General features: G+C 42.2%; 26 protein-coding genes and 1 pseudogene. 14 read left to right on the top strand and 13 right to left on the bottom strand.

Annotated elements, in window-relative coordinates; genetic code table 11:
- Positions 1 to 1437 precede the first annotated feature (1437 nt).
- A complete protein-coding gene (locus ACJJIY_RS12220) occupies positions 1438 to 2388 on the bottom strand; it encodes an IS5 family transposase (protein ID WP_444895065.1) in 951 nt (316 codons plus the stop codon).
- A gap of 326 nt (positions 2389 to 2714) precedes the next feature.
- Positions 2715 to 3563, bottom strand: a complete 849-nt coding sequence (locus ACJJIY_RS12215) for a TolB-like translocation protein (RefSeq protein WP_444898026.1) — start codon at positions 3561 to 3563, stop codon at positions 2715 to 2717.
- Between the two features lie 702 nt (positions 3564 to 4265).
- On the opposite strand from ACJJIY_RS12215, the gene ACJJIY_RS12210 reads away from it, so the two are divergent.
- From ACJJIY_RS12210 to ACJJIY_RS12190, 5 genes are all read left to right on the top strand, one after another.
- Positions 4266 to 4574 (top strand): transposase, encoded by a 309-nt coding sequence (locus ACJJIY_RS12210; protein ID WP_444926030.1) that lies wholly within the window; start codon positions 4266 to 4268, stop codon positions 4572 to 4574.
- Positions 4575 to 4828: 254 nt separating this feature from the next.
- Complete coding sequence (locus tag ACJJIY_RS12205; RefSeq protein ID WP_445357998.1) at positions 4829 to 5428, top strand: IS3 family transposase; 600 nt, start codon at positions 4829 to 4831, stop codon at positions 5426 to 5428.
- Positions 5429 to 5744: 316 nt separating this feature from the next.
- Positions 5745 to 7154, top strand: coding sequence for a S41 family peptidase (locus tag ACJJIY_RS12200; RefSeq protein WP_445357997.1), 1410 nt, complete (start codon positions 5745 to 5747; stop codon positions 7152 to 7154).
- A 9-nt stretch (positions 7155 to 7163) separates the two neighbouring features.
- Positions 7164 to 7847, top strand: a complete 684-nt coding sequence (locus ACJJIY_RS12195) for a response regulator transcription factor (RefSeq protein ID WP_444898028.1) — start codon at positions 7164 to 7166, stop codon at positions 7845 to 7847.
- Complete coding sequence (locus ACJJIY_RS12190) at positions 7840 to 9102, top strand: sensor histidine kinase (protein ID WP_444898029.1); 1263 nt, start codon at positions 7840 to 7842, stop codon at positions 9100 to 9102. Before ACJJIY_RS12195 ends, ACJJIY_RS12190 begins: the two co-directional genes overlap by 8 nt.
- Before the next feature lie 414 nt (positions 9103 to 9516).
- On the opposite strand, the gene ACJJIY_RS12185 is transcribed toward ACJJIY_RS12190, so the two are convergent.
- The 5 genes and pseudogenes from ACJJIY_RS12185 to ACJJIY_RS12165 form a co-directional block, all read right to left on the bottom strand.
- A complete protein-coding gene (locus tag ACJJIY_RS12185) occupies positions 9517 to 9777 on the bottom strand; it encodes an MOSC domain-containing protein (RefSeq protein WP_445359666.1) in 261 nt (86 codons plus the stop codon).
- Between the two features lie 100 nt (positions 9778 to 9877).
- A complete protein-coding gene (locus ACJJIY_RS12180; RefSeq protein ID WP_445357996.1) occupies positions 9878 to 10450 on the bottom strand; it encodes an NAD(P)H-dependent oxidoreductase in 573 nt (190 codons plus the stop codon).
- A 36-nt stretch (positions 10451 to 10486) separates the two neighbouring features.
- Complete coding sequence (locus tag ACJJIY_RS12175; RefSeq protein ID WP_444898031.1) at positions 10487 to 10864, bottom strand: MerR family transcriptional regulator; 378 nt, start codon at positions 10862 to 10864, stop codon at positions 10487 to 10489.
- 451 nt (positions 10865 to 11315) lie between these two features.
- Entirely contained in the window at positions 11316 to 11546 is a 231-nt protein-coding gene (locus tag ACJJIY_RS12170; protein ID WP_444898032.1) for a hypothetical protein, read from the bottom strand.
- A 5-nt stretch (positions 11547 to 11551) separates the two neighbouring features.
- Positions 11552 to 11728: pseudogene (locus ACJJIY_RS12165) on the bottom strand (IS3 family transposase); the annotation flags it as partial.
- A gap of 53 nt (positions 11729 to 11781) precedes the next feature.
- Here ACJJIY_RS12165 and ACJJIY_RS12160 point away from each other — a divergent pair.
- Positions 11782 to 12944, top strand: a protein-coding gene (locus ACJJIY_RS12160; protein WP_444897071.1) for an IS3 family transposase whose coding sequence is annotated in 2 segments (ribosomal slippage) — positions 11782 to 12040 and positions 12040 to 12944 — 1164 coding nt in all. Because the reading frame shifts where the segments join, the coding sequence is not laid out codon by codon here.
- A 27-nt stretch (positions 12945 to 12971) separates the two neighbouring features.
- Here the strand turns inward: ACJJIY_RS12160 and ACJJIY_RS12155 are convergent.
- Genes ACJJIY_RS12155 through ACJJIY_RS12145 form a run of 3 tightly spaced genes read right to left on the bottom strand, consistent with a single transcriptional unit; the run spans position 12972 to position 14919 of the window.
- On the bottom strand, positions 12972 to 13655 hold the full coding sequence (locus ACJJIY_RS12155; protein WP_444898033.1) for an IS3 family transposase: 684 nt from the start codon (positions 13653 to 13655) through the stop codon (positions 12972 to 12974).
- Positions 13656 to 13663: 8 nt separating this feature from the next.
- Positions 13664 to 13972, bottom strand: a complete 309-nt coding sequence (locus tag ACJJIY_RS12150; protein ID WP_444895975.1) for a transposase — start codon at positions 13970 to 13972, stop codon at positions 13664 to 13666.
- A gap of 26 nt (positions 13973 to 13998) precedes the next feature.
- Complete coding sequence (locus ACJJIY_RS12145; protein WP_445357995.1) at positions 13999 to 14919, bottom strand: NAD(P)/FAD-dependent oxidoreductase; 921 nt, start codon at positions 14917 to 14919, stop codon at positions 13999 to 14001.
- A 208-nt stretch (positions 14920 to 15127) separates the two neighbouring features.
- Here ACJJIY_RS12145 and ACJJIY_RS12140 point away from each other — a divergent pair, with 208 nt between their 5' ends.
- Complete coding sequence (locus tag ACJJIY_RS12140) at positions 15128 to 15304, top strand: hypothetical protein (RefSeq protein ID WP_444933807.1); 177 nt, start codon at positions 15128 to 15130, stop codon at positions 15302 to 15304.
- A 91-nt stretch (positions 15305 to 15395) separates the two neighbouring features.
- The gene (locus ACJJIY_RS12135) at positions 15396 to 16277 is read left to right on the top strand and encodes a LysR family transcriptional regulator (RefSeq protein WP_445357994.1); all 882 of its coding nucleotides are present in this window, start codon (positions 15396 to 15398) and stop codon (positions 16275 to 16277) included.
- 60 nt (positions 16278 to 16337) lie between these two features.
- Here the strand turns inward: ACJJIY_RS12135 and ACJJIY_RS12130 are convergent, their stop codons facing one another.
- Positions 16338 to 16709 carry a hypothetical protein gene (locus ACJJIY_RS12130; RefSeq protein ID WP_445354722.1) on the bottom strand — a complete coding sequence of 124 codons (372 nt, stop codon included), beginning with the start codon at positions 16707 to 16709 and terminating at the stop codon, positions 16338 to 16340.
- 298 nt (positions 16710 to 17007) lie between these two features.
- On the opposite strand from ACJJIY_RS12130, the gene ACJJIY_RS12125 reads away from it, so the two are divergent.
- The 6 genes from ACJJIY_RS12125 (at position 17008) to ACJJIY_RS12100 (ending at position 21572) form a co-directional block, all read left to right on the top strand.
- Positions 17008 to 17241, top strand: coding sequence for a transposase (locus ACJJIY_RS12125; protein ID WP_444898037.1), 234 nt, complete (start codon positions 17008 to 17010; stop codon positions 17239 to 17241).
- Between the two features lie 869 nt (positions 17242 to 18110).
- Positions 18111 to 18710, top strand: coding sequence for a thiamine biosynthesis protein ThiC (locus ACJJIY_RS12120; protein ID WP_444898038.1), 600 nt, complete (start codon positions 18111 to 18113; stop codon positions 18708 to 18710).
- Positions 18711 to 18803: 93 nt separating this feature from the next.
- Positions 18804 to 19142 (top strand): hypothetical protein, encoded by a 339-nt coding sequence (locus ACJJIY_RS12115; protein ID WP_444898039.1) that lies wholly within the window; start codon positions 18804 to 18806, stop codon positions 19140 to 19142.
- Between the two features lie 248 nt (positions 19143 to 19390).
- Positions 19391 to 19849 (top strand): hypothetical protein, encoded by a 459-nt coding sequence (locus tag ACJJIY_RS12110; protein WP_444898040.1) that lies wholly within the window; start codon positions 19391 to 19393, stop codon positions 19847 to 19849.
- A 144-nt stretch (positions 19850 to 19993) separates the two neighbouring features.
- Positions 19994 to 20851: an AraC family ligand binding domain-containing protein gene (locus ACJJIY_RS12105; RefSeq protein WP_445357993.1), complete on the top strand. Its 858-nt coding sequence runs from the start codon at positions 19994 to 19996 to the stop codon at positions 20849 to 20851.
- A gap of 91 nt (positions 20852 to 20942) precedes the next feature.
- Positions 20943 to 21572, top strand: a complete 630-nt coding sequence (locus ACJJIY_RS12100; protein WP_413664989.1) for a LysE family translocator — start codon at positions 20943 to 20945, stop codon at positions 21570 to 21572.
- Positions 21573 to 21586: 14 nt separating this feature from the next.
- Here ACJJIY_RS12100 and ACJJIY_RS12095 read toward each other — a convergent pair whose 3' ends face one another.
- Positions 21587 to 22831 (bottom strand): cation:proton antiporter, encoded by a 1245-nt coding sequence (locus ACJJIY_RS12095; protein WP_444905904.1) that lies wholly within the window; start codon positions 22829 to 22831, stop codon positions 21587 to 21589.
- Between the two features lie 50 nt (positions 22832 to 22881).
- Positions 22882 to 23856 (bottom strand): hypothetical protein, encoded by a 975-nt coding sequence (locus ACJJIY_RS12090; protein WP_445357992.1) that lies wholly within the window; start codon positions 23854 to 23856, stop codon positions 22882 to 22884.
- Positions 23857 to 23885: the final 29 nt, after the last annotated feature.

The following is a 23885-nucleotide window of genomic DNA, read 5'->3' as shown; positions in this document are numbered from 1 at the left end:
CCTTTATTAATATAAAGTCTCGAAAACTGAGATATCTATATCACCTTTTATAATTTCTACACTGCTAAAGCAATATAATTTGGCTGTAGAAATAAGCTGATAACTCGTCCTTTTTAAATAAGGCATAGCCACTCCTAGATACATGACTTTGATCATCAGTGAAACGTCGGAGTACATCTCCCTCCTCATACAACAACCACATACACTCTATTTCAGGGCCCAAACCTGATGGATTTTTAAGATAGTCAATTAAAATTGGTAAGTAATGCTCATCTGGGCCACTTAGCTTATAGTCCCAATTTGCAACTTTTGTAATTTCTTTAGCGTATTGAATAAGGTTTTCTTGAGCAACATCTTTTAATTAGACTCCTCATGGAATTGAATATTTGAAAAATCACCAAAATATTCATTGCTAATTTCAGAATTAGTACAGTTTTCAACTTCAGCTGCATTGATACCTAAGCAGATCATAAAGCAGCACACAAAAAGGATAGTTTTCATCATAATTTCACAGTTTATTCTTATAAAAGTTATGCCATATCCAAAAGTACAAAATAAAGCAAGAGTAAATAGTTACTTCCTGCAGAATTAACCTTACAAGTTGGGTTTATCGATATAGCCAATTGCGAACTTCCAGAAGCCCATACCCCAACATTCCAAGGAAGATTACCCAAAACAAGGAGATTCCCTTTTCAAGAACTGAGAACATTGGCAGGACTGGATTATAATATACAGTTCGCATTCGCCCTATCGTTGAGAGAGAGCCTATTTTCATCCAGGCTCCACTATATGACGATTTACCTACCGTATATTTGTAACTAAATAAAACAAACTTTGTACTCCCTCCATTATTCTTCGCATAAGAACCAAACCTTCCGACCGGATCAGTATACCCATTTTGATATAGTGTAATCTCCTTTATATTGACGTATACAGGCTTGACCTCCACATAAAACACAGAAACTAAACCTAAAATAAATAGGCAACCTGAAACTGTAAGGAGAACACGACTAAAATACTTAAGGAATCCATTCATACATTTTAAATCAACTCAAGTAATACAAGACAATCTCTATCATTGATAAATTTTAACCGACCATGGGGCCCCAATCTACTAACACTGAACGATCTCCCGGACTAATTTTAACTCCGGCATTAGCTACATGTTCTACAACAAATATCTCAGGCTGAACTTCGGTTCCAAATAGAGAAATGTTATCAGAAAGAACAGGTTTTTTGTGGCGTGCATATTTATTGCGTATTCTAGTTGCACAAACCTCAATCTAAGGACCCTCTGATCAACGAAGCATTTTTCCAGAATTAAGCTGAGCTGCTTGAAAAATTCACTTTATTACGCACAAACGCGTAATTTGCGCGTAATAGTCCACTAATTTTTCATCTGAAACCCTCAATAGGTGGATTTCAGGCGAACCACCCCTAGGCAGCCAAGTATTTTCTCCCTATTATTAAGTTGGTAAAGCCTGCCAGTAAGCACAGCCTCTCAGTATTTTTTACCAGTCCCCGATAGCGGACCTTGTCATAACCAAATACCCGTTTGATGTAGCGGAAGGGGTGCTCGACCTTCGCTCTTATCTGCGCCTTGATCTTTTCCGCTTTACGAAGTGCATCACGCCCTGGAAGAGTTTTTAGCTTGCTCGGCTTCATTGCTATATACCAATCCGCCTCCCGCTCTTTCAACTCTTCACGTTTCTCCGCACCAATGTACCCAGAGTCTCCCCAGATTCTTTTCTCCTCCCCGTGGAGAACTCGCTCTGTAGTTGTGACATCATGCGAATTCGCTGCTGTTGTATCTATGCTATGTATTACTCCGAGCACATCATCAACCCCGATATGCATTTTCATTCCAAAATGCCACTGATTGCCTTTCTTTGTTTGATGCATTTCTGGATCACGTTTTTTCTTTTTATTCTTGGTTGAAGTTGGCGCAGAGATAATAGTGGCATCTACAATCGTGCCTTCACGCAGTACCATGCCATTCTCAGCAAGATGCTTGTTGATTTCATCAAAAAGAGCTGCACCTAGCTGATTGAGCTCCAGTAAGTGGCGAAAGTTAAGAATCGTTGTTTCATCGGGAATTGGGCCGCTCAAAGTCAATCCAGCAAAACTACGCATGGATTCAATTTCATACAGTGCATCCTCCATAGCGGGATCACTGAGATTATAAAATAGCTGCATGCAATGAATACGGAGCATGACACTCAATGGATATGGCTGTCGGCCACGTTTGCCTTGTGGATAGCAAGGAGTGATCTGAGCTTCTAGTCGCTGCCATGGGATGAGGGCTTCCATTTGAGAAAGAAACTTCTCTCGGCGAGTTATACGGCGCTTTAGCTTATATTCTGCTTCGGCAAAGGTGACTTGGTGCATAATTCATCGTAGTCTTGATGGGTAGGTGAATATTACCAATATTGGCTTGGAATTATTCAGAGGTTCCCTAACCTGGTTTCTATCAACATTGTTTCAAGTTTTCGGTAGTTTGTGGCTAATAGAGGCTAACACATAAAGGTGAACGCTCACATACTTGGTGTGGTGCTCACCTTCTTACTTGGTGAAAGGATTCTATACAACTTAACAGGTTGCTGCGGGATCAACCGGGGCTTCATGTATAGCGAAGACCGGAAATATCATTAAAGAATTTAAATTTAGCAATATGATGATAGATACAGAGAACTAGGCGTAGCTTAGTGTAAATTTTATTTAGGCCTAAGGGCCTCAATAAACTCCGCATCTACCCACATTATTTCAAAATTCGGTGGAGTACAACGCCGGCAGTAGAAAAGGTATTTCCCATCAGGTGTTACATATCCACCACCATCTTCCCCCTCCGTATTGATCTTATCACCGAAGTTAATAGCCGCACCCCATGAGCCATCTTTTTGGCGAAAGCTGATGTACATATCGCTATCACCATATCCACCCTCTCTTTCACTATCCCAGATAATGTAGGACTCATCAGGGGCAATAAACGGGTGAGCAGTCCATTTACCTGTATTTATCTGCTTTCCAAAAGGTTTTGGCGCTTCACGCTTACCATCTAACAGACGCGAATAGCGAAGAATACCATCTCCATTTGAACCTACTTCATCAAATACAAAGGTTCCTTTTGCAGAAGCCGTAAGGCGCATGATACGAAAGTCTTCAAATAGTGGCCCCAGGCTTTTAGGTTCTGACCAACCATTGTCAGTGCGTTCTCTATATCGATTTCTAGAATACATTGTTTGACCATCAGGTGAGATAGAGCCACCCCAGGCCACTTCCGATTCATACCAACGATTACCCTCAAGCTTGAATACAACTTTCGAAGACTCACCACTTTGGTGATATCTTCTTGTAACGTAGTACTCCTGCATATCAGGCGTGAAGTAGCCACCCCAATCCCGATACTCTTTCGAGGGATTAGGAGCGAATAACTTTGGAGTTAACCCAGGAGGTTTCTGTCCAAGATAGGGCCCTTCAAGAACTGTCGGTGTATCCTGACTATAACTGTTAACACTCAGGGCTAGCAGTGAGAGTAGAGCCATTGAAATACAAAGGTTCCTCATGACATATCCTTGCTTAAATATGAAGTAATAAGCAACCAATGTATCTATTCAGTCTTTATAACACCTGACGTCCATATGAATTTTGCCTGATTCTTGTGGGAAGAGGTGTGATCCGCCAGCTATTTGTATGAAATATGCTCAAAAGTGGCTCTACAGCGAGGGTTCGGACCTCCCTTTTGCCCTCCATATATACTGACCTTGCGGCTCATTTTGTATTGCCAATCCACACCGAGCCCCCAATTACAGAGAGAGTTATCGGGAAACGACGATCTTAAACCTATAGAAATACTCCCTCAGATATTCACCTATCCGCTGTAAGTAAATCCACAAGTCTGCCCAAAAGAAATAAATGATGGTGGAAACTGTGAAACAACGAGTACTATTTTCTAATCTCAACCATATGATCAATTTTTATTCTGCGGGATTAAGAATGAGCGATACTTTAGTCCCAATGGCTGCTGCATTTTCTACCAGATAGACATCAATCTGGTAGAAAGTGCAGCTCAATTAGATACATTGCCTGAAATACACTTACCTAGATCTCTACCTATTGAAGTGAGAGCGCTTTCCTTGGTGGGAGGCTTGGTAAGTGATGTTTAGAGGTTGGATTGGGAGAAAGAACCCTGGGCGTTAGGTTCAAGACTTACCCACGTTTAGTAGACACCCTGATAGTTAGGTTTAGGCCTAACACGGAGGTGTATCATGGGTAAGAAAAGAACTCAGGCGTATACGGAGGAGTTCCGCAGAGAAGCAGTTAAGAGAGCGGAAAAGCCTGGAGTAACAACGGCTTCTGTGGCAAGAGAACTAGGCGTCAGCGCACAGCAGATCTACAACTGGCGTCGTCAATTTAATCGACTGTCTGATAAACAGTTCAATAGTTTAGACGGTGTCGACTATTCCAAACAGGAAAGCGCTGAAGTTCGCAAGCTCAAGAAGGAGCTGCATGAAGCTCGTCAGGAGGTTGAGTTTCTAAAAAAGGCAGCTGCGTACTTTGCGAACCACCAAGAGTAAAGTACGCATTGATACAAGAGCATGTAGGGTCATTCCCGGTTAGCTTGATGTGTCGGTGTTTAGAAGTCTCAAGATTGGGTTATTATCGATGGCGGGGGCGATTGCCATCTGCTCGCACGATTAGAAAGATACGAACAATCGAGAAAATCCGAGAGACGTTTGTTGAGTTTAAAGGTCGTTATGGCGCGCCTAGAATTGCTTGCGAGCTTTAAGAGTTAGGTGAGCCATGCTCGCGGAACTACGTCGCTAAGCTTATGCAACAGGAGCATATTAAAGCGAGAAACGGCAAAGGCTTTCGATATAGTCAGCCCGTAGAGTGGAGCATTAACGTCTCCGCCAACTTACTTAAGCGTTGCTTTGATGTGGATCGACCAAATTGCTGCTGGACCAGTGACATTACGTATATCTGGGTTCTGGAGAAGTGGCTATACCTCGCGGTAGTTATGGATCTGTACTCTCGACGTATTGTAGGTTGGGCATTTGACTCCCAGATGACCGATGAATTGACACGTCGAGCGCTGAAAATGGCCCTAGAGCGACGACCAATAAAGCCTGGACTGCTAGTTCACTCTGACAGAGGTGTGCAATATCGATCGCAGAAATACCAAGATCTCTTGTCCGAAAGCAAGTGCAAGCCGAGTATGAGTCGCCAGGCTAACTGTTGGGATAATGCGGCAATGGAATCATTCTTTAGCAGGCTAAAAGTCGAGCTGGTCTATGCCGGAACATTCGAAAGCGAAGAGCAAGCAAAATCTGAGGTGTTTGAATACATTGAGATTTTCTACAATAGGGTTCGTAGGCACTCTGCATTGGGCTATGTAAGTCCAGCAGAGTATGAACGAAAATACGCATAGTTAGAGTGTCTACTTTTTGTGGGCAAGACCAGTTCCTATAACTAGACAAGCTATTGAATTTACAACATTTAATCAGCTCCGGTGTCAATACTCTATTTGCTGGGTTTCCAGAACTGCTCCTGGGGTTGTAACTTACCCAAATAACATAGATGCAATGCCAAACAAACTACCTGCCTTTAGCTGACGCAAGTTGAACTGGGTGTTTAACTAGGCCTGTTGAGTTAATGGAATAGCTTCTAGCTTTGCTATTACGTAGCTTGACAGAATCTTCACAACCCCATTGTTAAGCTGCTCATTTCAAACTTGAGTTTTCGAAATGAAAAGGTTATATCAAATTTGTTTTTTTCTGGTAAGTTCAGTATTGGTTATTGCTTGTAACTCATCACATCTAGAGATTTTTCCTGAGTTAACAGACAGCTCTTTGTTGGAAAAAAAATTAACTGTTGCTGAAATGCGAGAAGATGTGGAGGCATTCTACTTGGGGGCTTTAGAAAGACATCCGGCACTAGATCATTATAACGATTTGCAGGAGCTGGAAGAAGCGGTTAGAGACTTACAGCTACAAATCTCTGATTCTATGAATCGACTCCATTTCTATCGAGTTGTAGGGCAACTGGCGCACAAGTTTAATGATGGTCATTCTTTTCTGATATGGCCTTATCAGGAGTATGAAAAACTTATAGCCAGTGGCAAAAAGCCCTTTCCATTGGCTGTTACTTTAACTCCTGATGGTAGTATCGTAACAAAGAATACATATATAAATGGTAGGCAATCAGTGCCGGCAGGGGCAAGAATTACAGGAATTAATGGTCAAAGTATTCAAACCTTGATGGATCATATGCAGAAGTTTGCAGGTGGGGAGTCTCGCTTTCTAAGAGAGCAAATTATTACTAAACGGTTTGGTGTAATGTTATGGGCTGTCTTTGGGTTTATTGACGATTTTGAATTGAAATGGCAGGAGCCTGTGAGCCGATCCAATCATACTACCCAGTTACTTTCCAAACAAAACTGGCACCTTCAAGATGAAATTATCAATGGCAGGCAGGACTTCTATTTTAAAGTCATATCAGATGACACTGCTTATCTTCATATAGGCAGCTTTGATGTAGGATTGGACTGGTTTAGCGAGTTTATCGATCAAGCTTTTACTGATATCAAAAATAGAAAAATTACATGCTTGATTATCGATTTGCGCGAAAACTTAGGGGGTAATACTGATAGTGCCACCTATTTATTAAGCTATATTGCCCACAAAGAGTTTCGTATGATTTCTTATATGACAGAAAAATTGAATCAACAAAATCGAGGGCTTTTTAACTATAAGGGAAAAGCTGGAGAATTGATTCAACACGACTGGGATGAATGGCACCGCCCCATAGATAATAATAACTTATTTGAAGGAGAAGTTTATATACTGATTAGCCCGGTTACTTATTCTGCTGCTATCGTATTTTCTAGTGCGGCTCAAGATCATCGATTTGCTACATTGATTGGTCAAAAAACGGAAGGCTACTCTAACCAAACTGCGCAAGGTAACTTGTTTAATTTGCCACATTCACAATTGAGGGCTTATATCACTACACGCAAGCTGGTAAGGCCCAATGGGGACGATAAAGTTAGCGGTGTAATACCAGATATCCCAGTAACTCCGAATGCAGAAGCTATCGCTGCCGGATATGATTTGGCCATCAACAAAGTGTTATCTTTACGAAATAGTGCTGACTAAGAGGTAATCATGAGCCTGACAGCTTTATTAATTGAAGACAATACAGACATCGCTTGCCAGGTGTGCGACTTTTTAGAGCAACAACTGTTCCAGGTAGACTATGCCAGTAGTGGCAAGATGGGGTATAGCCTGTTTCAACAACATCAATATGATGTAGTATTGCTGGACTTAATGTTGCCTGATATTGATGGTATTAAGTTATGCCGACAGATCAAAACTAATTATGAAGTGAATACCCCGGTGTTGATGCTCACCGCTAGAGATAGTATTTATGACAAAGGGATTGGTTTTGAAGCTGGTGCTGATGATTATCTAACCAAGCCATTTTCATTGGAAGAGGTGGCTATGCGGTGTAAGGCCTTATATCGTCGACATAACCTTTATCGATCTCAAATCCTTAATATTGGAGAATTGTGTATTGATATACGCCAGCATAAAGCTACCCGCCGAGGGCAGACTCTAAAGCTCAGTCGTACAGACTTCAAACTACTATTGTTACTCGCCAAGGCGTTCCCTCAAGCTATGACCCGCTCTGAACTATTAAGTAGAATTTGGGGAGACAATTTTCCTGATAGTGATGTATTACGATCACATATCTATATATTGAGAAGTATATTGGATAAGCCTTTTTCATATAACATGCTAAAAAATATTCATGGGGTTGGATATAAATTAGATGTGCCATATGAATAACCCAGCTCAGTGGCCAAAGAAAGGCATACAGCAGCGCACCTTGTATTTAATTGCAATTTACTCAATTTTTTTGGGTTTGCTTTATAGTCTTGTAATAGTGGCTTATGCTTGGGTAGTAGAAGATATTATTTTTAATAGATTAGTCAATAATGAGGCTGTATATCTCAAGGAGGTCTATAAATCATCAGGAGAAATTACAACTCCAAGATTGCAGTTTATTCAGTTGTATGGAAGTAGAAGTGCTTTGCCAGGTAATATTCCTGTTTTGCTAGAGCAAGATCCAGAAAGAGTTGAATTTGTATTAGATCGAGGCCCAACTCTCCATATCAAACCAGTAATTCTGGGGGAGCTGGAAATGGTATTAGTTGCAGACATTTCCGCTTACGAAGTTAGTACTGATTTTCTACCAGTAGTAACGATATGGCTATCATTGATGCTTGTGTTACTCGTAGTTTTAGGTTTATTGCTGGCCTTCTGGGTATCAAGTTATACTTTAAAGCCTCTACAATCTCTTGCTTATGCAATCTCAAGAAGTAAGCAGCAGCCCATTTCGCCGGGCTTCGCCAGAGCTTACCCTAAAGATGAAATAGGTTATTTGGCAAAGACTTTTGAAGATACCTTATTGTATAAACAAGTCATCTTAAAGCGTGAGTCCGACTTTACTCGGGACATTAGTCATGAACTCAGAACTCCATTGAGTGTATTACGTAATATTATTAGCAAGGTAGCTGGTACTGGCAGAATATCTTTAATGGAGATTGAGAGGCTACAAAAATCTTCATCAGAGATGCAAAGAACTATATCAACTCTGCTGGCTCTGGCAAGGCAGGAGTCACTGGAACGCCAGGAGGTAAGCTTATTGTTTGTACTTGAAAAATCGATATTAAATCATGTACAAGCAAGCCCTGATAGCCTTTTAACTTTTGAACTTCAGGTTTCTGCTGAAGAAAAGGTGCGAGCTAATGAAAATTTGTTGCTGCACCTTTTTACTAACCTCATAGAAAATGCAGATCATTACGCCAGCGACCATAAATTGAGCATTAAATTTTCACAAGGAAATTTACATTTTTCGAATAATATTGATGAGATTCAGCAGAAGTTGATAAAAGATCCTTTTACTGAAAGTGCAAAAAACAAACATAGTTCCGGCTTGGGGCAAGGACTGTACTTAGTAAAGCGTATTTGTGAAATGTGTTCTTGGCAAGCACGGTATCAATGCGCTCAAAGCAGATTTGAAATAATTATCAGAACTTAAAGGCGTTAACTATTAATGGCCACTCCACTCTCTCAAGTTGGATGCCCCAAGGTAGCAGTGGCTCATAACCCTCAACGGATTGACAGTGAGGAATCTGCTCAAGCAACTTGACGTAATACATTTAGGGGGCAAGGCTGTGCATCTTGGCAGTGCGAATCAATCTGAAGTGCAGGCATAATGCTTTAGCGCCATTGACCAAAGGTACAAACAGGAAGGTCTTACGAGCCATCACAAAACTGCTTATCTAATCAATCCTCTTCAGGCGTCTTTCCACTTTTTCTCGCCACTCTTGGGAGAGGGGCCGCAATTGATGGACGGCCTCAAGTACTTGTTTGCTAAAAGCATACCCCTTATCAAATAAGGCTCTAAACATGGTATTTACACTGACAGAACCAGGTGCCTCAGCAACTTTACTTAGTTTTTTTCTTGTCCTATATAACCTTCCTCAAGCACCCTAAAATACACACTAGTGTTGAAGTAATCTTTAAATAATTTAACGGTATTATCATTATCTAAAGCCATATTGAGTTTAAAACATGGAATTCTTGGCTGACTTACCTCAAGGAGACAATCGCCTATGCTAAATTGGTCACCGATAAAGACTTCATCTTCGATAAGCCCAGAGACTGTCAAATTTTCCCCGAAAGTTCCATAGGGTAAATGGCTTTTATACAGGATTTGTTGCCAATAATCATAACTATTGAAGTTAAGGTATCGTCAAGTGAATTGGTTGTCGTTAGGAAGTCATAACTAACATAGATTGATTTGTTCTAGGCTAAATACAGCTAGCACCAAGTGCTTTAACAGTTTTCAACCAGGAGTCCTGTTGATTCTTATCAGACATAATCATTGAACCAAATAAACTAACCTCTGCTTTCGAGAAGCCGCAGTATTGAAGAGTAAATCGATCAAGCTGCTCTAATACTGGCTTTGCTTGTTCTTCTAAATATTCTGTAGGGGCATCCATTGTCAAAATTATTCTTGATGTTTTGCCTTTAAGAAGTTGTATCGGTTCTGCACTACCACTCTCAAATTTAAAGGTAATTCCGGGAAGAAAAGATCGATCAATCAAGCCTTTGAGCTTTCCTGGCAATCCGCCCCACCAAATAGGCGACATCACAACAATATGCTGTGCCCATTTAAGAGCCTCTTGAAATTCATATAGACAATCCTCCAATACTTGATAGTCATCGTACCCAAACTCTAAATTCGAATTGAAGTCCATTTCCGACAGATTATATCGCCGAACATTTGCCTGCTTCTTTGCCTCAGACTCATAGACATCGCTCAACAGCTTAACAAAACTGTTCTTCTTTGGATTGCCATTTAAAAGTAGGATATTTTTCATCGTGTCATACTATTGCTTAAAGACATGATGAAAAGTCTACCGTCTCCCCTTAAGGGGAGAGTCAAGACTTTTATGGCAGGAATCTATAGAAGCAATACACTGATCAACCTTTTCAGCTTTACTAGAAAGTGATTCCAATTCAGCCTCAATTTTCCTTTTTACTTTCTTCAGAAAAACGCTGATTCGAGCCCAATCAACCTCTCCATTATGGTACCGAATAACATCCTTCAACTCAGCCAAAGTCACCCCAAGTACTTTGGCTTCTGAGATCAAAGTAAGAATTTCAACATCTTCTGCCGTATAGACTCTATATCTGCCCTGCCTTTTAGGAACGGCAATGAGGCCTTTTTCCTCATAAAATCTTATCGCTTTTACAGTGAGATTCGTCCTTCTTGACACCTCTCCTATAAACATACAGACCTCCTACCTATGCTCAATTTCCCATTGAGATTACAGCCTATGAAAAATATTCATCACATGAAAGGAGCCTTCCATGAGTTTGGGACCTTCGCAGCTCTTACGGGTACCTAGTAGAAACCCATAAGAGCCGGGACTCACTTCTAACATTCTCATGCTTTCGGCACAAACATTACGTTGAAGAACGTAAATACGCAATACCGCAAATTAAGAAGAAAAGGCCCTCTAATTTCCTGTAATAAATTCAGGCGGGGAACCTAACTACGTAAATAAACTACTACTAATGGCAGTAACACCTCTATGCCGCCTCATACGCATCTGGCAAGTATGGCTAGTATCTGGACTACCTCTTACTTGATTTTCAATGGTCAGTGAGAATGTCCATTCAGAGAAACCTTAGAGACTGGTAGATTTTAATTAGAGGTACTCTACTGTATACCAAAAAGCTCTAGCTAAGTAAGTCTGGAGTTGTACCGCTCGCTTTAAGCATGTGGCCTATCCCCATGTCTTTTTGTTTCAGGTTAACAAATAGCTTTGAAGTAAAAACACCAAAGGGCATTTGAGCTACACCTGTCTCTGTACCGGTCGGCGTAACAATGGCATAACTAGGTGTTTTATAAGGCGTAACCTTTTTACCTTTGGCTTGATTAATGTGGTCTTGCCCACAAAAAGTAGACACTCTAACTATACGTATTTTCGCTCATACTCTGCTGGACTTACATAGCCCAATGCAGAGTGCCTACGAACCCTATTGTAGAAAATCTCAATGTATTCAAACACCTCAGATTTTGCTTGCTCTTCGCTTTCGAATGTTCTGGCATAGACCAGCTCGACTTTTAGCCTGCTAAAGAATGATCCTACCCACCAAAGACGGACACTCTCTTAAGCGATAAACTACGCAGCAGAGGTGCCCTATGACACGATCAAGTAAATCAACCAAAACCACTCGTAAAAAATACTCAGAGGAATATAGAAAAGATGCCCTAGCACTGGCGGTCAAGGTAGGGGTAAGCGTTGCCGCTAAACAGCTTGGGTTACATCCTTCCCAGATTTACGGATGGCGAAGCAAGGCTAAGTTACATCAGAGCCGAGGGGATGCCGAGAGAGAGCTGGCCACAGAGAATGCTCGCCTTAAGCGGCAGCTGGCTGAGCAGGCAGAGGAGCTGGCGATCTTAAAAAAGGCCGCAGCGTACTTTGCAAAGAGCCTGAAATGAGGTACGCCTTCATGCTAAAGCACAGGCATAAGTTCAGCATCAAAGCGATGGCTAAGGTATTGAGCGTATCTCGCAGTGGGTTTTACGATTGGGTGTCAAGATCGGCCGATCAATCCAAGCGCCAGCAGTACCAAATGGAGCTTGATGGTTTGGTACAGCAGCGCTTTATAGCCAGTAAAGAACGTAGTGGCGCCCCTCGCCTGACGAGGGAATTGGCCAGTGAGGGGAGTAAATATAATCAAAAAACAGTTGCTGCCAGCATGCGTCGACAGGGCCTACGGGCTAAAGCCGCCAAGAGATATAAAGCCACAACCTACTCAAAACATGGTCTGCCAGTGGCCCCAAATCTGCTCGAGCAGAACTTCAATACTGAAGCGCCGAATCAGAAATGGGTCGGGGATATTACCTACCTACGAACAGAAGAGGGTTGGTTATATCTGGCTGTAGTGATAGACCTATATAGTCGGCTGGTTATTGGTTGGGCGATGTCAGAAACGATGACAGCTACATTGGTCTGTGACGCCCTTCAAATGGCTTTATGGCGACGTAAGAAACCTACAAATGTTATCGTGCATACTGACAGGGGAAGCCAATATTGCTCTAAAGATTATCAATCTTTAATTACAGCTTATGATCTGCGGTGCAGCATGAGCGCCAAAGGTAACTGCTATGATAACGCCTGCGCAGAAACGTTCTTCCACTCACTTAAGGTAGAAGTAATCCATGGTAACCGCTTTCCTACAAGGTGCCTCATGCGGGAAACCGTATTTGAGTATATAGAAATAGACTACAATCGAAATCGCTTACACAGCGCCAATGGCTATCTCAGCCCTGAGGCGTTTGAGGAACAACTAGTCGCTTAGTGGTGTGTCCGTTGTTGGTGGGTAGGATCAGAATGATTCCATTGCCGCATTATCCCAACAGTTAGCCTGGCGACTCATGCTCGGCTTGCACTTGCTTTCGGACAAGAGATCCTGGTATTTCTGCGATCGATATTGCACACCCCTGTCAGAGTGAACTAGCAGTCCAGGCTTTATTGGTCGTCGCTCTAGGGCCATTTTCAATGCTCGACGTGTCAATTCATCGGTCATCTGCGAGTCGAATGCCCAACCTACAATACGTCGAGAGTACAGATCCATAACTACCGCGAGGTATAGCCACCTATCCAGAACCCAGATATACGTAATGTCACTGGTCCAGCGGCAATTTGGTCGATCCACATCAAAGCAACGCTTAAGTAAGTTGGCGGAGACGTTAATGCTCCCCTCCACGGGCTGACTATATCGAAAGCCTTTGCCGTTTCTCGCTTTAATATGTTCCTGTTGCATAAGCTTAGCGACGTAGTTCCGCGAGCATGGCTCACCTAACTCTTGAAGCTCGCAAGCAATTCTAGGCGCGCCATAACGACCTTTAAACTCAGCAAACGTCTCTCGGATTTTCTCGATTGTTCGTATCTCTCTAATCGTGCGAGCAGATGGCAATCGCCCCCGCCATCGATAATAACCCGATCTTGAGACTTCTAAACACCGACACATCAAGCTAACCGGGAATGACCCTACATGCTCTTGTATCAATGCGTACTTTACTCTTGGTGGTTCGCAAAGTACGCAGCTGCCTTTTTTAGAAACTCAACCTCCTGACGAGCTTCATGCAGCTCCTTCTTGAGTTTGCGAACTTCAGCGCTTTCCTGTTTGGAATAGTCGACACCGTCTAAACTATTGAACTGCTTATCAGACAGTCGATTAAATTGACGACGCCAGTTGTAGATCTGCTGTGCGCTGACGCCTAGCTCTCGCGCCACAGAAGCCGTTGTTGCTCCAGGCTTTTCCGCTCTCTTAACTGCTTCTCTGCGGAACTCCTCCGTATACGCCTGAGTTCTTTTCTTACCCATGATACACCTCCGTGTTAGGCCTAAACCTAACTATACAGGGTGTCTACTAAACGTGGGTAAGTCTTAATGATAACGCCCGCTAAGATGCCTCCTTGAACGTTTGCTATATAGCCGTGCTTATTTTCATCCAGAGTAGAGCAATCACCTATCGCATAAAGGTTAGAATAACCCCTAACCCGCATGTATTCGTCTACTTTAATTAATCCCTTCTCATCTAACACACAGGCTAATTCCTTTTTTAGAAATTCGGTATTTGGCAGCATACCGGTACATTCATAAACCAAGTCTGCCTCGAAGATTTCCTGAGTATCTAATGAACGGTAGATAGCACCCTCCTTAATTAGCCGAGTATTGAGGTGTACGCTAACCCCCTTAGCCTCAAGCTGTTCTAGCGCCTTGTTCTGGGCTTTAGGCTTAAGATGGCCAAGTAGTACATCTTTAGAATGGACTAACGTCACGGATTTATTGGGATAAGCGCTGCTAATTTCCCCTGCTAGCTCCACGCCAACGGTACCCCCTCCTACAATCAAAACTGACTGAGATTTCGCCAGTATTTTTTGCTCATTCCGCATTTCTTGCTCACGCTCGGAAATTGTATAAGCTGATGTAGATTTAGCTATCGGCAAGGTTGGGTAGCGACTGCCTGTCGCGATAACTGCCTGCTTAAAGTGGATCTCTAATCCATTCGATGACTTTGCTATCCGCTCATCCATGGAAACCACATCTGCTTGAACAAAATCGCTCTGAATAAAGTCACGATAATATTTACGTGGATTAGCAGTCAGTAAGTTAGGCGCTATCGCATTACGTAATGTGGCAAAGGTCACTTCAAAATGGTCCTTTCGGTCAACCAATACCACCTGCATACCCTGCTTAGCTAACTTTTGGGCCACAGAAACACCAGCAAAGCCTCCACCAACGATTAACACGTCTGTCCGTTTGATCATAACTCGCCTCAATATCGTTCAGCTGTTTGGATAAAGCGCGACCGCTCGCAATGCCTCACGAACAGGTCACTTCTTGATAAGGAGATAAGGATAAAGTTAGACTTAAGTTAATGATATTAACTATAATCTAAGTTCTTGTTAGCTTTTACCTAACAAGTTGGTTTAGCTGATATCGGGTGATGATACTGCGCAGGCATGAAGTAAAAAGGTGCACGCAGACTCCCAGCTTCTGTTGGTAGAAGAAAAACAAATAACTGGTTTACGTAAAAGCTGCTCATTCAAAATGATCAGCGGTGTTGATGTTGTCCAGTTTGCAAGCACTGGCAAATGGTATCAAGTGCAGATTACTCATGTTGTCAGCACAACAAAAAAAGATGCTTCATAAAAGAAAGCCAGTTAATGGCTATTTTCAGTTTAAGATCCTCAAATATGCTGCATCAGAAACTTACCTATATTTTCTCTAAACTCACGCCACTATGACTTTGGAACAATTACGATATTTAAAGGCAATAGTTGAAGGGGGCTCGCTAAAAGCTGCTGCTCAGACACTTCACCGAACACAACCCACTATAAGCGCCGCCATCAAAAAATTAGAAGCAGACCTCAATCTACAACTGTTTGATCGAGACCAATACAGGAGCACACTCACAGCTGAAGGCAAGGCCCTGTATGAGCAATCCAAACACGTATTAGCTGAAGTCTATTCGTTTGAGAACTTAGCAAAACAGTTAGTCGCAGGAGAAGAACTGGCAGTGGGTATTGCATTTACTTCCGCTATACCAATTAGCCCGATTCTCAATACAATCCGCCAGTGTAAAGTTGAATATCCAAGAACACGCCTGGAGGTTTACTCCGAAAATGGCCTTGGGCCACTGGACCTATTGGAGGCTGGCCAGGTTTCCTTAGCTATTATTCCGTGGATAGAAACCCACGACCAGCTTGAGTCTATTCAACTGATGAATATGAAATTCGTTTCTGTGATCGCTGGCAACTCTCCCCTACTTACCCAATACGAGGAAATCCCAAGGCAGATTATGCTACACCATCCCCAGGTGATCATCAGTGGTAGGAAGTCATCCACTAAAACCTACGGGGTGCTTGAAGGGGGCGATCAATGGAAAGTCAACGATTTTCCGGCTAAAAAAGAAATTATTCTTCAAGGTATGGGTTGGGGTACGCTACCAGAACATATGATAGAAGCGGAGCTTGAACAGGGCTTATTATCTCCCATTGCAGTGGAAGGGATCCCAAAACCGCAAGAACTGGAAGTACGCGTGGCAAGACAAGCTTCTAATCCAATGGGCCCCGTAGCAAGTTACCTTTGGCAATTATTCCTAAACCTTCAGGGTTTTCATTAGAAAACACTTACGATATTTCTACCAAGATTTTTCAGATTCTTTATGTTTAATACATAGATTCTAAGAATTCGAAGCTGGCCTACTAGGTGTTTGTATTTTACGAGAGAAACTCTTTGGCTCCTCATTAACTAGATAGTAAGAAAATGAATCATTCCAACTAGCTACGGCAACAGGCTGATACTCGGATAGTGCTGCAATAAGATCGCAACCGCCCTCAAAATTAAACTCATCCGCTCTTCCAAGGGAAATTCCCAGATAGTTACAGAGGGCTACAGCATCAAACTTTTTTGGTGCCTCCCTGAAGAAGTACCACTCATCGTAGCTGTCCGTAAAAAGGAATGATTCGAAATTTGGCTCACTAATGATGGGCGAAACAGCTCGCCGATTACTCGTATGCCAGCCCAAACTGATATCTTCTTTAGTGAGCCTCATAGGTTTCCTACCAAGAACATCTGAATCAAAGGAGGTATTTATAGCCCTAAAGCCTTAAATCAAAGGAAAAATTTCAAAAAAATATCTGCTAGATATACCTCATTATCCTCAATCCAATAATAATTTCCGAGGATTCCTTTTCTTCGCATAGTATGCCTCCCCAGCTGCCAGCAAATGGACTTAACAATATTAGAGGCTGTTTCATAACTTGAAATCTGCCATTTTCACGCAATTACAAGGAAAAAGTGCAGCAATAGTGAGCCGATTCAAGTCAGAGTTAGCCGATGGTCAATGAAAATTGATCGAACCTTGTCTTTCTAAGTTAAAACGAGAAAAGGGAGGTCCAAAACCCATTGATAATCGAGCTTGTTTTAAAGGCATCCTGTGGGTTTTACGTTCTGGAGCACGATGGAAAGATCCTCCTACATACTATCCATCACCGAGTACATGCTGGAGAAGGCTTCAACTTTGGGAAGAGCAAGGTGTTTGGTTACAGGCATGGAGAAGATTCCTGGGGCTGTTAGATCAATAGTCTTTGCTTAACTGAGAGGCACCATTACTTCGGCCTCACCAGCAGAAGTAAAGTTATTACACCCATTACTTGATGTTACATATAAAAATTGAAAGATTCATCGTTTAGTTTATGGTAAGGCGGCGGACTCTGATCCTCTTCGAGATAGTCTATTGTGTCCTGGAATTGACCTTATCTGGTCACACAGGATTAATAGGAAAAAAGCCTCAAGGCAGGATGGTAGAAGGCTCAGAAGGTATGCCCTCCGTTGGAAAGTTAAGCAGATTTCATGTGGCTAGTAAATTACCGCCGTTTGGTTGTTAGAAGGGAGCGATATTTGTCCACTTATCGTGCTTTTTCTATGTTGCATGTATGTTAATTACGTTAAAGAAGTCATGGAATAGCTTCTAGTTATTTTTATAGTTTTAGTTGCTTCAATTATCAACGTCTGTCAAATTGGCTAAACACGTAACAAACAGCAACAGCATGATCACTTGAAAAACATACGGACTAGACGGGCTACACTTCACTTCGAGCTCTCTTTGCAGATCTTTAGGCGTAGATAGTTATACTAATACCATTCACATATCCATTTAACAATATGATAATAAAATGAAGAAATTGCTCTTTTTTCCAATCGCTTCTTTTTCACAACCATTTTGCCAAGCTATGATGCGACCTCAATCGCGAGGTCCGATCCTAAAAAGTAGACTTTGACACATATAATCTAAAAATTTTCGTTGGGGACGCTTGCTTTCCTATAACCCGATATAAATATATAGTTAGGTTCGAGAAAGCCGCATATCCCAATATTTCGATATAAAATAAATAAGGCCAACCCCTATCTTTAGGAGCAAGATCCATATATAGATAATACAAGGCATCTAACTATGAAGTTCACCAATGCGCGAAATATCCAAATCATAGCTTTTCTGCTGTTGGCGCTAGTAGTTACACAGGCACTCTTTACCATGCTGTATGTTGCAGAGATTAACCCCTCACGGCAACTTTTCTGGGGGCTGGAGGGCTTGCTGTTTACCATTCTTTCAGCTTTTGCTGGAGCGGCCATGGTGCAGACTAAAAACCACCATGTAGGGTGGTCCGCTATTGCATTCAGCTCTGTATTCAATGTGGTGCAAGTTAGCATTGGCGCCACTATGTTTATGCCATTTCGGGAGGTCGCTAGCCAATTAGAGGCGCTTGGAGCTGCAGCGGGGGCCGTTGTGGCTTTTTCATTTATGATCTATTACGCGGCGAAATTTTTGCTGGGCTTTGCTGCTCTTATTTTTGGGGTTGCCAAAATGAATGGGAGCTCCAAAGTGCTGGGAGGTTTGACTGCCTCAGTTGGCGTTATTGCAATGTTTGCTAATGCTATTTCGGTTACGTTTGGACGTGATTCCTATTTACCCTCTTCCGTTGCTGGAGCATCGGGTGTTCTTGCAACCTTACTCTTGGCGATTTGTCTTTTGACTATTGCCCGCGAGGACTGATATACGAAATTTAATCTAATAATCAAGTCGGGCGTGACTTCACAACAGATTGCTCGGCCGCCCATTTAAGACTTATAGAAAGAGACCTTTATAGTGGATGAACTAATATATAGCAAAGAAGAGATCCTGTCGGTTCTTAGAGATATCAATGAATTCGTGGTCTCACTGGATCAAATGAATAAAGTACACCACGAGTTTGGTGAAGAGGCGTGGAAGGATGAAATTATTGATTATTTTCAGAGTGCAAGGGTAAGTGACAGGCTAGCGCAAGTACGCTCGATGCTTTCAAAACCGTTTCCGAGTGATATTGGACCCAATGATATGGATGAGCTTGAGAGAGAAATGCAGGGGGTACAGTATTGGACTTTTGAGGAGTACCTGGCAAAGAACAACTCACCCCACTTTCCAGAAACCGCTTATCGAAAGCGTTAAATTTCGGTAAGGTGATCGGTTATTAATATATAAGAAAATCGTTTCCAGCCTATCATAGGCTTTCTTAAGGAGCCATCTACAAAAAAGAGGGTCATGCTAGTAATGAAATTACTCAAGTAGCATCGTTACACTTTACAAGACTAGTCAACGCCACCTACTATGAGGGCTGGATCTCCATTCTTGGGCTTCGAAGGCTTAAATTAAAAACTTGCCTCTTCACGGGATCCAAAGTCATGGCGTTAAGCAATATGAATAAAATTCGAAGAAAAATCCTAACCAAAATCACTTTAATTATTTTCCTAACAGGTATAGTTTTCTATATGTCAATTGTATTCAGATCAAATAAACCTGTAGATTACGCAAGGAAAAATCAATTTAGAGTTGTGCCAATAGATAACTTATTGGTAGATAAGCCAAAATTATTTGGGCGAGATGAATTGCCAGTCTTTATTTATATTTCCTCTGCTACAGGTGATCCTGTGGTACTGGAAGCTTCTGTTAAATATGATGACTCCGAGTACTATAGATTGATCAGATACAAGCCAGGAGTTTATTCAAATGGGAATAAATGTGCCTTCGTTGAGGAGGGTAAAGGTGGTTGGTTTTCTTTGGACGGAACAATGGTTTCAAGTCCTGGCTGGTACACGGGCAGGATAAAACCAGTGATCTATGAAGTAAGAATGGGCAATATATATTTCGCAAGATAAATACTTACCAAACAAAGGCACTCGACATCAAAAGTACCACTTCAAAATTATCCACTATTCAGTTGTCACTCTCCTATCTGTAACTTTGCCTTACCACCCTTTCTTTCTGTAAAGTGATGGTTATTTATCATACGAGGGTTATCAGTGCGAAAGGAATTCTCTAAGGCTTGGCGAAGTCCGAGTCATTGCGGCATAGAGCTTTTTCACGCCTACTTCCATAAGTTTTCCTTTGCCAAGCATTGGCATGATGAACTCGCTATTGGACTCTTCCTTTCTGGCGTAGAAAAGCTCGATTATCGCGGTGAAACAGTGACTATTCCTCAGGGAACCCTTGCTGCGCTTAATCCAGGGGAGATTCATACCGGTTTTTCCGGAAGTGACTCCGGTTGGTACTACCGTATGTTTTACTTTGACACGGCGCTTATTGAGGAAACCCTCAGAGAACACACTCTGCTGAATCAAACACCCGTACCATTTTTGAAAGGGCCACTATTGGATGATCCTGAGCTTTTTCAGCTTCTCTACAAGCTACATAGCAGTCTTGAAATGAACGCTTTATCCCTTTCAACAGACTCTCTACTCACCCTGGCAATTAGCCAGCTCTTTGCCCGTCACGGCGACCAAAAGATCTACCCGAAGGCATCGTCTAACAAACAGGGAGTCTTGAAGGCCCGTGCTTATTTACAGGAAAACTGGCAAAGAAATGTGACACTGGATGAGTTGTGCCAATTAACTGGCATGAGTCGATATCAGCTAATTCGTAGTTTTAATGCCCAGTTTGGCGTTCCTCCACATCAATTCCTAATCCTCCTAAAAACCCAAAGGGCCCGCGCATTATTTCGTACGGGAGCCCAGGTGGCTGAGGTGGCTATCGACTGTGGGTTTTTTGATCAGAGCCACTTGAGTCGAAATTTCAAGCGTGCATTCGGTATCACACCTGCTCGCTACTTGAAGTCTGCACAGCGCAATTTTGTACAAGAACCTTCCTTCTACTCTCTCTAAGCTCACCTATCTCTGGGAAAACAAAGCGCACCGTTAAACGGTGTGAACCATTTCTCATAGCGATATCTCTTCTACGACATGAGTAATATATATGAGCTTAGAATTTCTATTAGCCTGGCTGGCAGTAATGTTCCCACTAATTTTTAGCCCGGGACCTGCCAATATCACCTTTGCAGCAGCCGGAGCCAGCTTGGGTATTCGTCGCTCCTTACCTTTACTGGCAGGCATAGACATTGTATTTCTAATGAAGGCCTTATTGGTTGGCTTCGGATTTATGAGCTGGCTAATTCACTACCCTATGGTAATGACCATCTTACAGTGGACTGGTGCCATCTACTTAATTTACCTTGCTTACGTTTTTATAAAGCCTAATAGAAAGCCTGGAAAAACTACCACTAAATCGGTAAGTATTTGGCAGGGAATGCTGATTCAAAGTATGAACATTAAAGCTTGGATGATAGTAATTACTATGTTCTCTGTATTCGCACCAAAGCAAGAGGAGAGCAATGAAAGCAGTGTTATCACCTTGATTATTATGATCACCATACTCAACTTTGTAACACATTTCTCATGGATCGCTTTTGGTCGGACCTTATCGAAAGCACTTATCAGCGATAAAAATAGAAATCTGCAAAACAAGCTTTTTGCACTCAGTCTGCTTCTTGTCGCTGTGTGGTTAATTGCTGATAACCCAACCGCTATTAGCCTAAAGGCTGTATGACTTGGAACCTTAGCTCAAAGGTTTAATTTATGAATCAAGCGGCCACTGGTAGTCCCCTGTACCAACAAGGAGAAAAGGACCACGCCAAATACCATAGATTGAATTGTCCACCAATAGGGCAATTCAACTGGAAGAGAAAGCACCAGAGCGACCGCAATAACCCCTCGCAGCCCGCCCCAACTCATTAATAGACGCCAGGATTTCGGTATCGGGGGGCCAACAAAGCGAGTCAGAGGTGCCACTAAGAATACAGATAATGCTCTAGCTCCTAAAGCAGCTGCTGTAGCAATAACCATCGCCAGCCATTGGTGGGTAAACATCTCAAAAGTAATCACCAATCCCATAATCACAAAAATAATACCGGTAAAAAACAGCCCCATCCACTCCCAGGTTGGACCCGCATGAATTAAATAGGTGCTATTTTGCTTGCTTAAGCACGCTCGAGCAACAATTGCACATATCATTACCGAAATGATACCTGACACATGAAAAATACTTTCCGCCAAATAGAAGCTACCAAATGCAGCGATTACTAAAGTCATTAAAGCCGCACTGGGAGATCGCAGAAACAATATGACAAGAGTGGTTATCAAGCCAAAAATAAGCCCAATCGCAACACCACCGAAAAATACCATGCAAAAATATAGTGTCACTGAAGTCGCGTCCAACGAAGGGGCTGCAGCCCCCATCGATGAGCTTTCAACGATACCATAGGTAGCTAGCCCTAATACTAACGAATAGAGAACTACAGCTGCAGCATCATTGAAGAGGCTCTCTCCATCCACCAAGGTTAAGAGATCTTCTCCCGTTTTTTCCTGACGCAACTTATTAACTACAGAAACAGGGTCAGTAGCCGCTAAAATAGCCCCGGTTAGCATGGCCGCTACCCAAGGAAAACCCTCCGGATGACCAATGCCGTAATAAGTAATTGCTGCAATAAGAACTGCACAAATAACCAAACCGAGTGTAGAGAATAACAGTACAGGTCCAATCCAGCGCTTTAAGACTTTGGGTTCCAGCTGCCAGGCGGACTCAAAAATTAATACCGGTAAAATAACAAAGAATACCAGCTCTCTGATACTGGTTGCACGCAAACCTGTATCATAGTCAATTATGGGAAGTAGCAAAGCCGCCAGCACTCCTGCGACAAGGCAGCCAAGTGTATTATCAATACGTAAGATCCTTGCAATGCCCAGTCCAATAACTGCAGCGGCAGCGAGATATAACCCCTGCCCTACAACAGTGACTATATCATTCACCTGTCAACTCCCATTGCCAGTGCATTCGCACTTCGAATACAGACACACTCTCATTGAACACACTCATCTACAAGTAGAGACTTTACAAGTTTTAAGTATGACTCCACATACAAATGTGCACTCTCATGGCTAGTTAAGGGCTCACAATATCCAAATACAAAAATGGTATTTCTACAGGTGGTATACGTAATAACTATTAGCAGGTGGGTAACGTGGACTTGTACGACAATGCCTGACTCGATTTCAAAGTATTTAAGCCCACTAGTTAATCGCTGCATATTACAGGTATTAGAAACACAAATACCAACAGGGAATACAGTGACTTCTGGGAATGTAGGTATACATTGCGCAGCAAAAACGGCAACAGCTTCAGGGGATATCAATTTAAGTGTTGAGTATCCTTTTCTTCCTATAATGGGTACCGCTTGCTTTACTTTCCATTTACTACAGTTATTGGATTTCCGCACATTAAATAAATCGACATCCTTGAATCCAGACAAATTAAAATACTCACCCGTACTTTTTCTTAGTAGTTTAGGTTCTTGGCCAATATCGTCTCCCTCCCTCTCCTGAAACCTGTCTAGATCGCAAAAAAGTACCAATCTTGACTGGCCATCCAATGCAGTATGATTGCTAACAATGATGACCCACTCAACTTCATCATTCACGTTAACTTGCAAGGTAATCCCATAGGCGCAATTTTCTATGTCAACAAATTGATTTTGCTGCCAAAGGTATTCAATCTCATATTCTAATGATTTATTTAAATGCTTTATGATTAGAGGTACTTTTTCAAATTCAACATCACAAATGCAAGAAGCCTTGGTGCCCTTCTTGGCCCTCGCCCGAAGCATTGGGTGTCTTCTATGGATAAAGGTAAAACCTCTGCAAAATTTCTCGAAAGTAACAGAATCGCGGAGACAAACAAACGATATTAGCTGAGTTCTACCGCGAGACTTATTAGTCAATTCAATAAATAGAGCTTCTTGGGGCCCCAACTCACGTGAGAGTGGCTCATTCTCCATGCAGGCCTCACATTTGCTAATGGGTAGAT

The sequence above is a fragment of the Microbulbifer maximicatervae (SeqCode) genome, from assembly GCF_052468155.1.
Note: the sequence above shows the minus strand (reverse complement) of the source record. Positions and strands in the feature narration are given on the sequence as shown.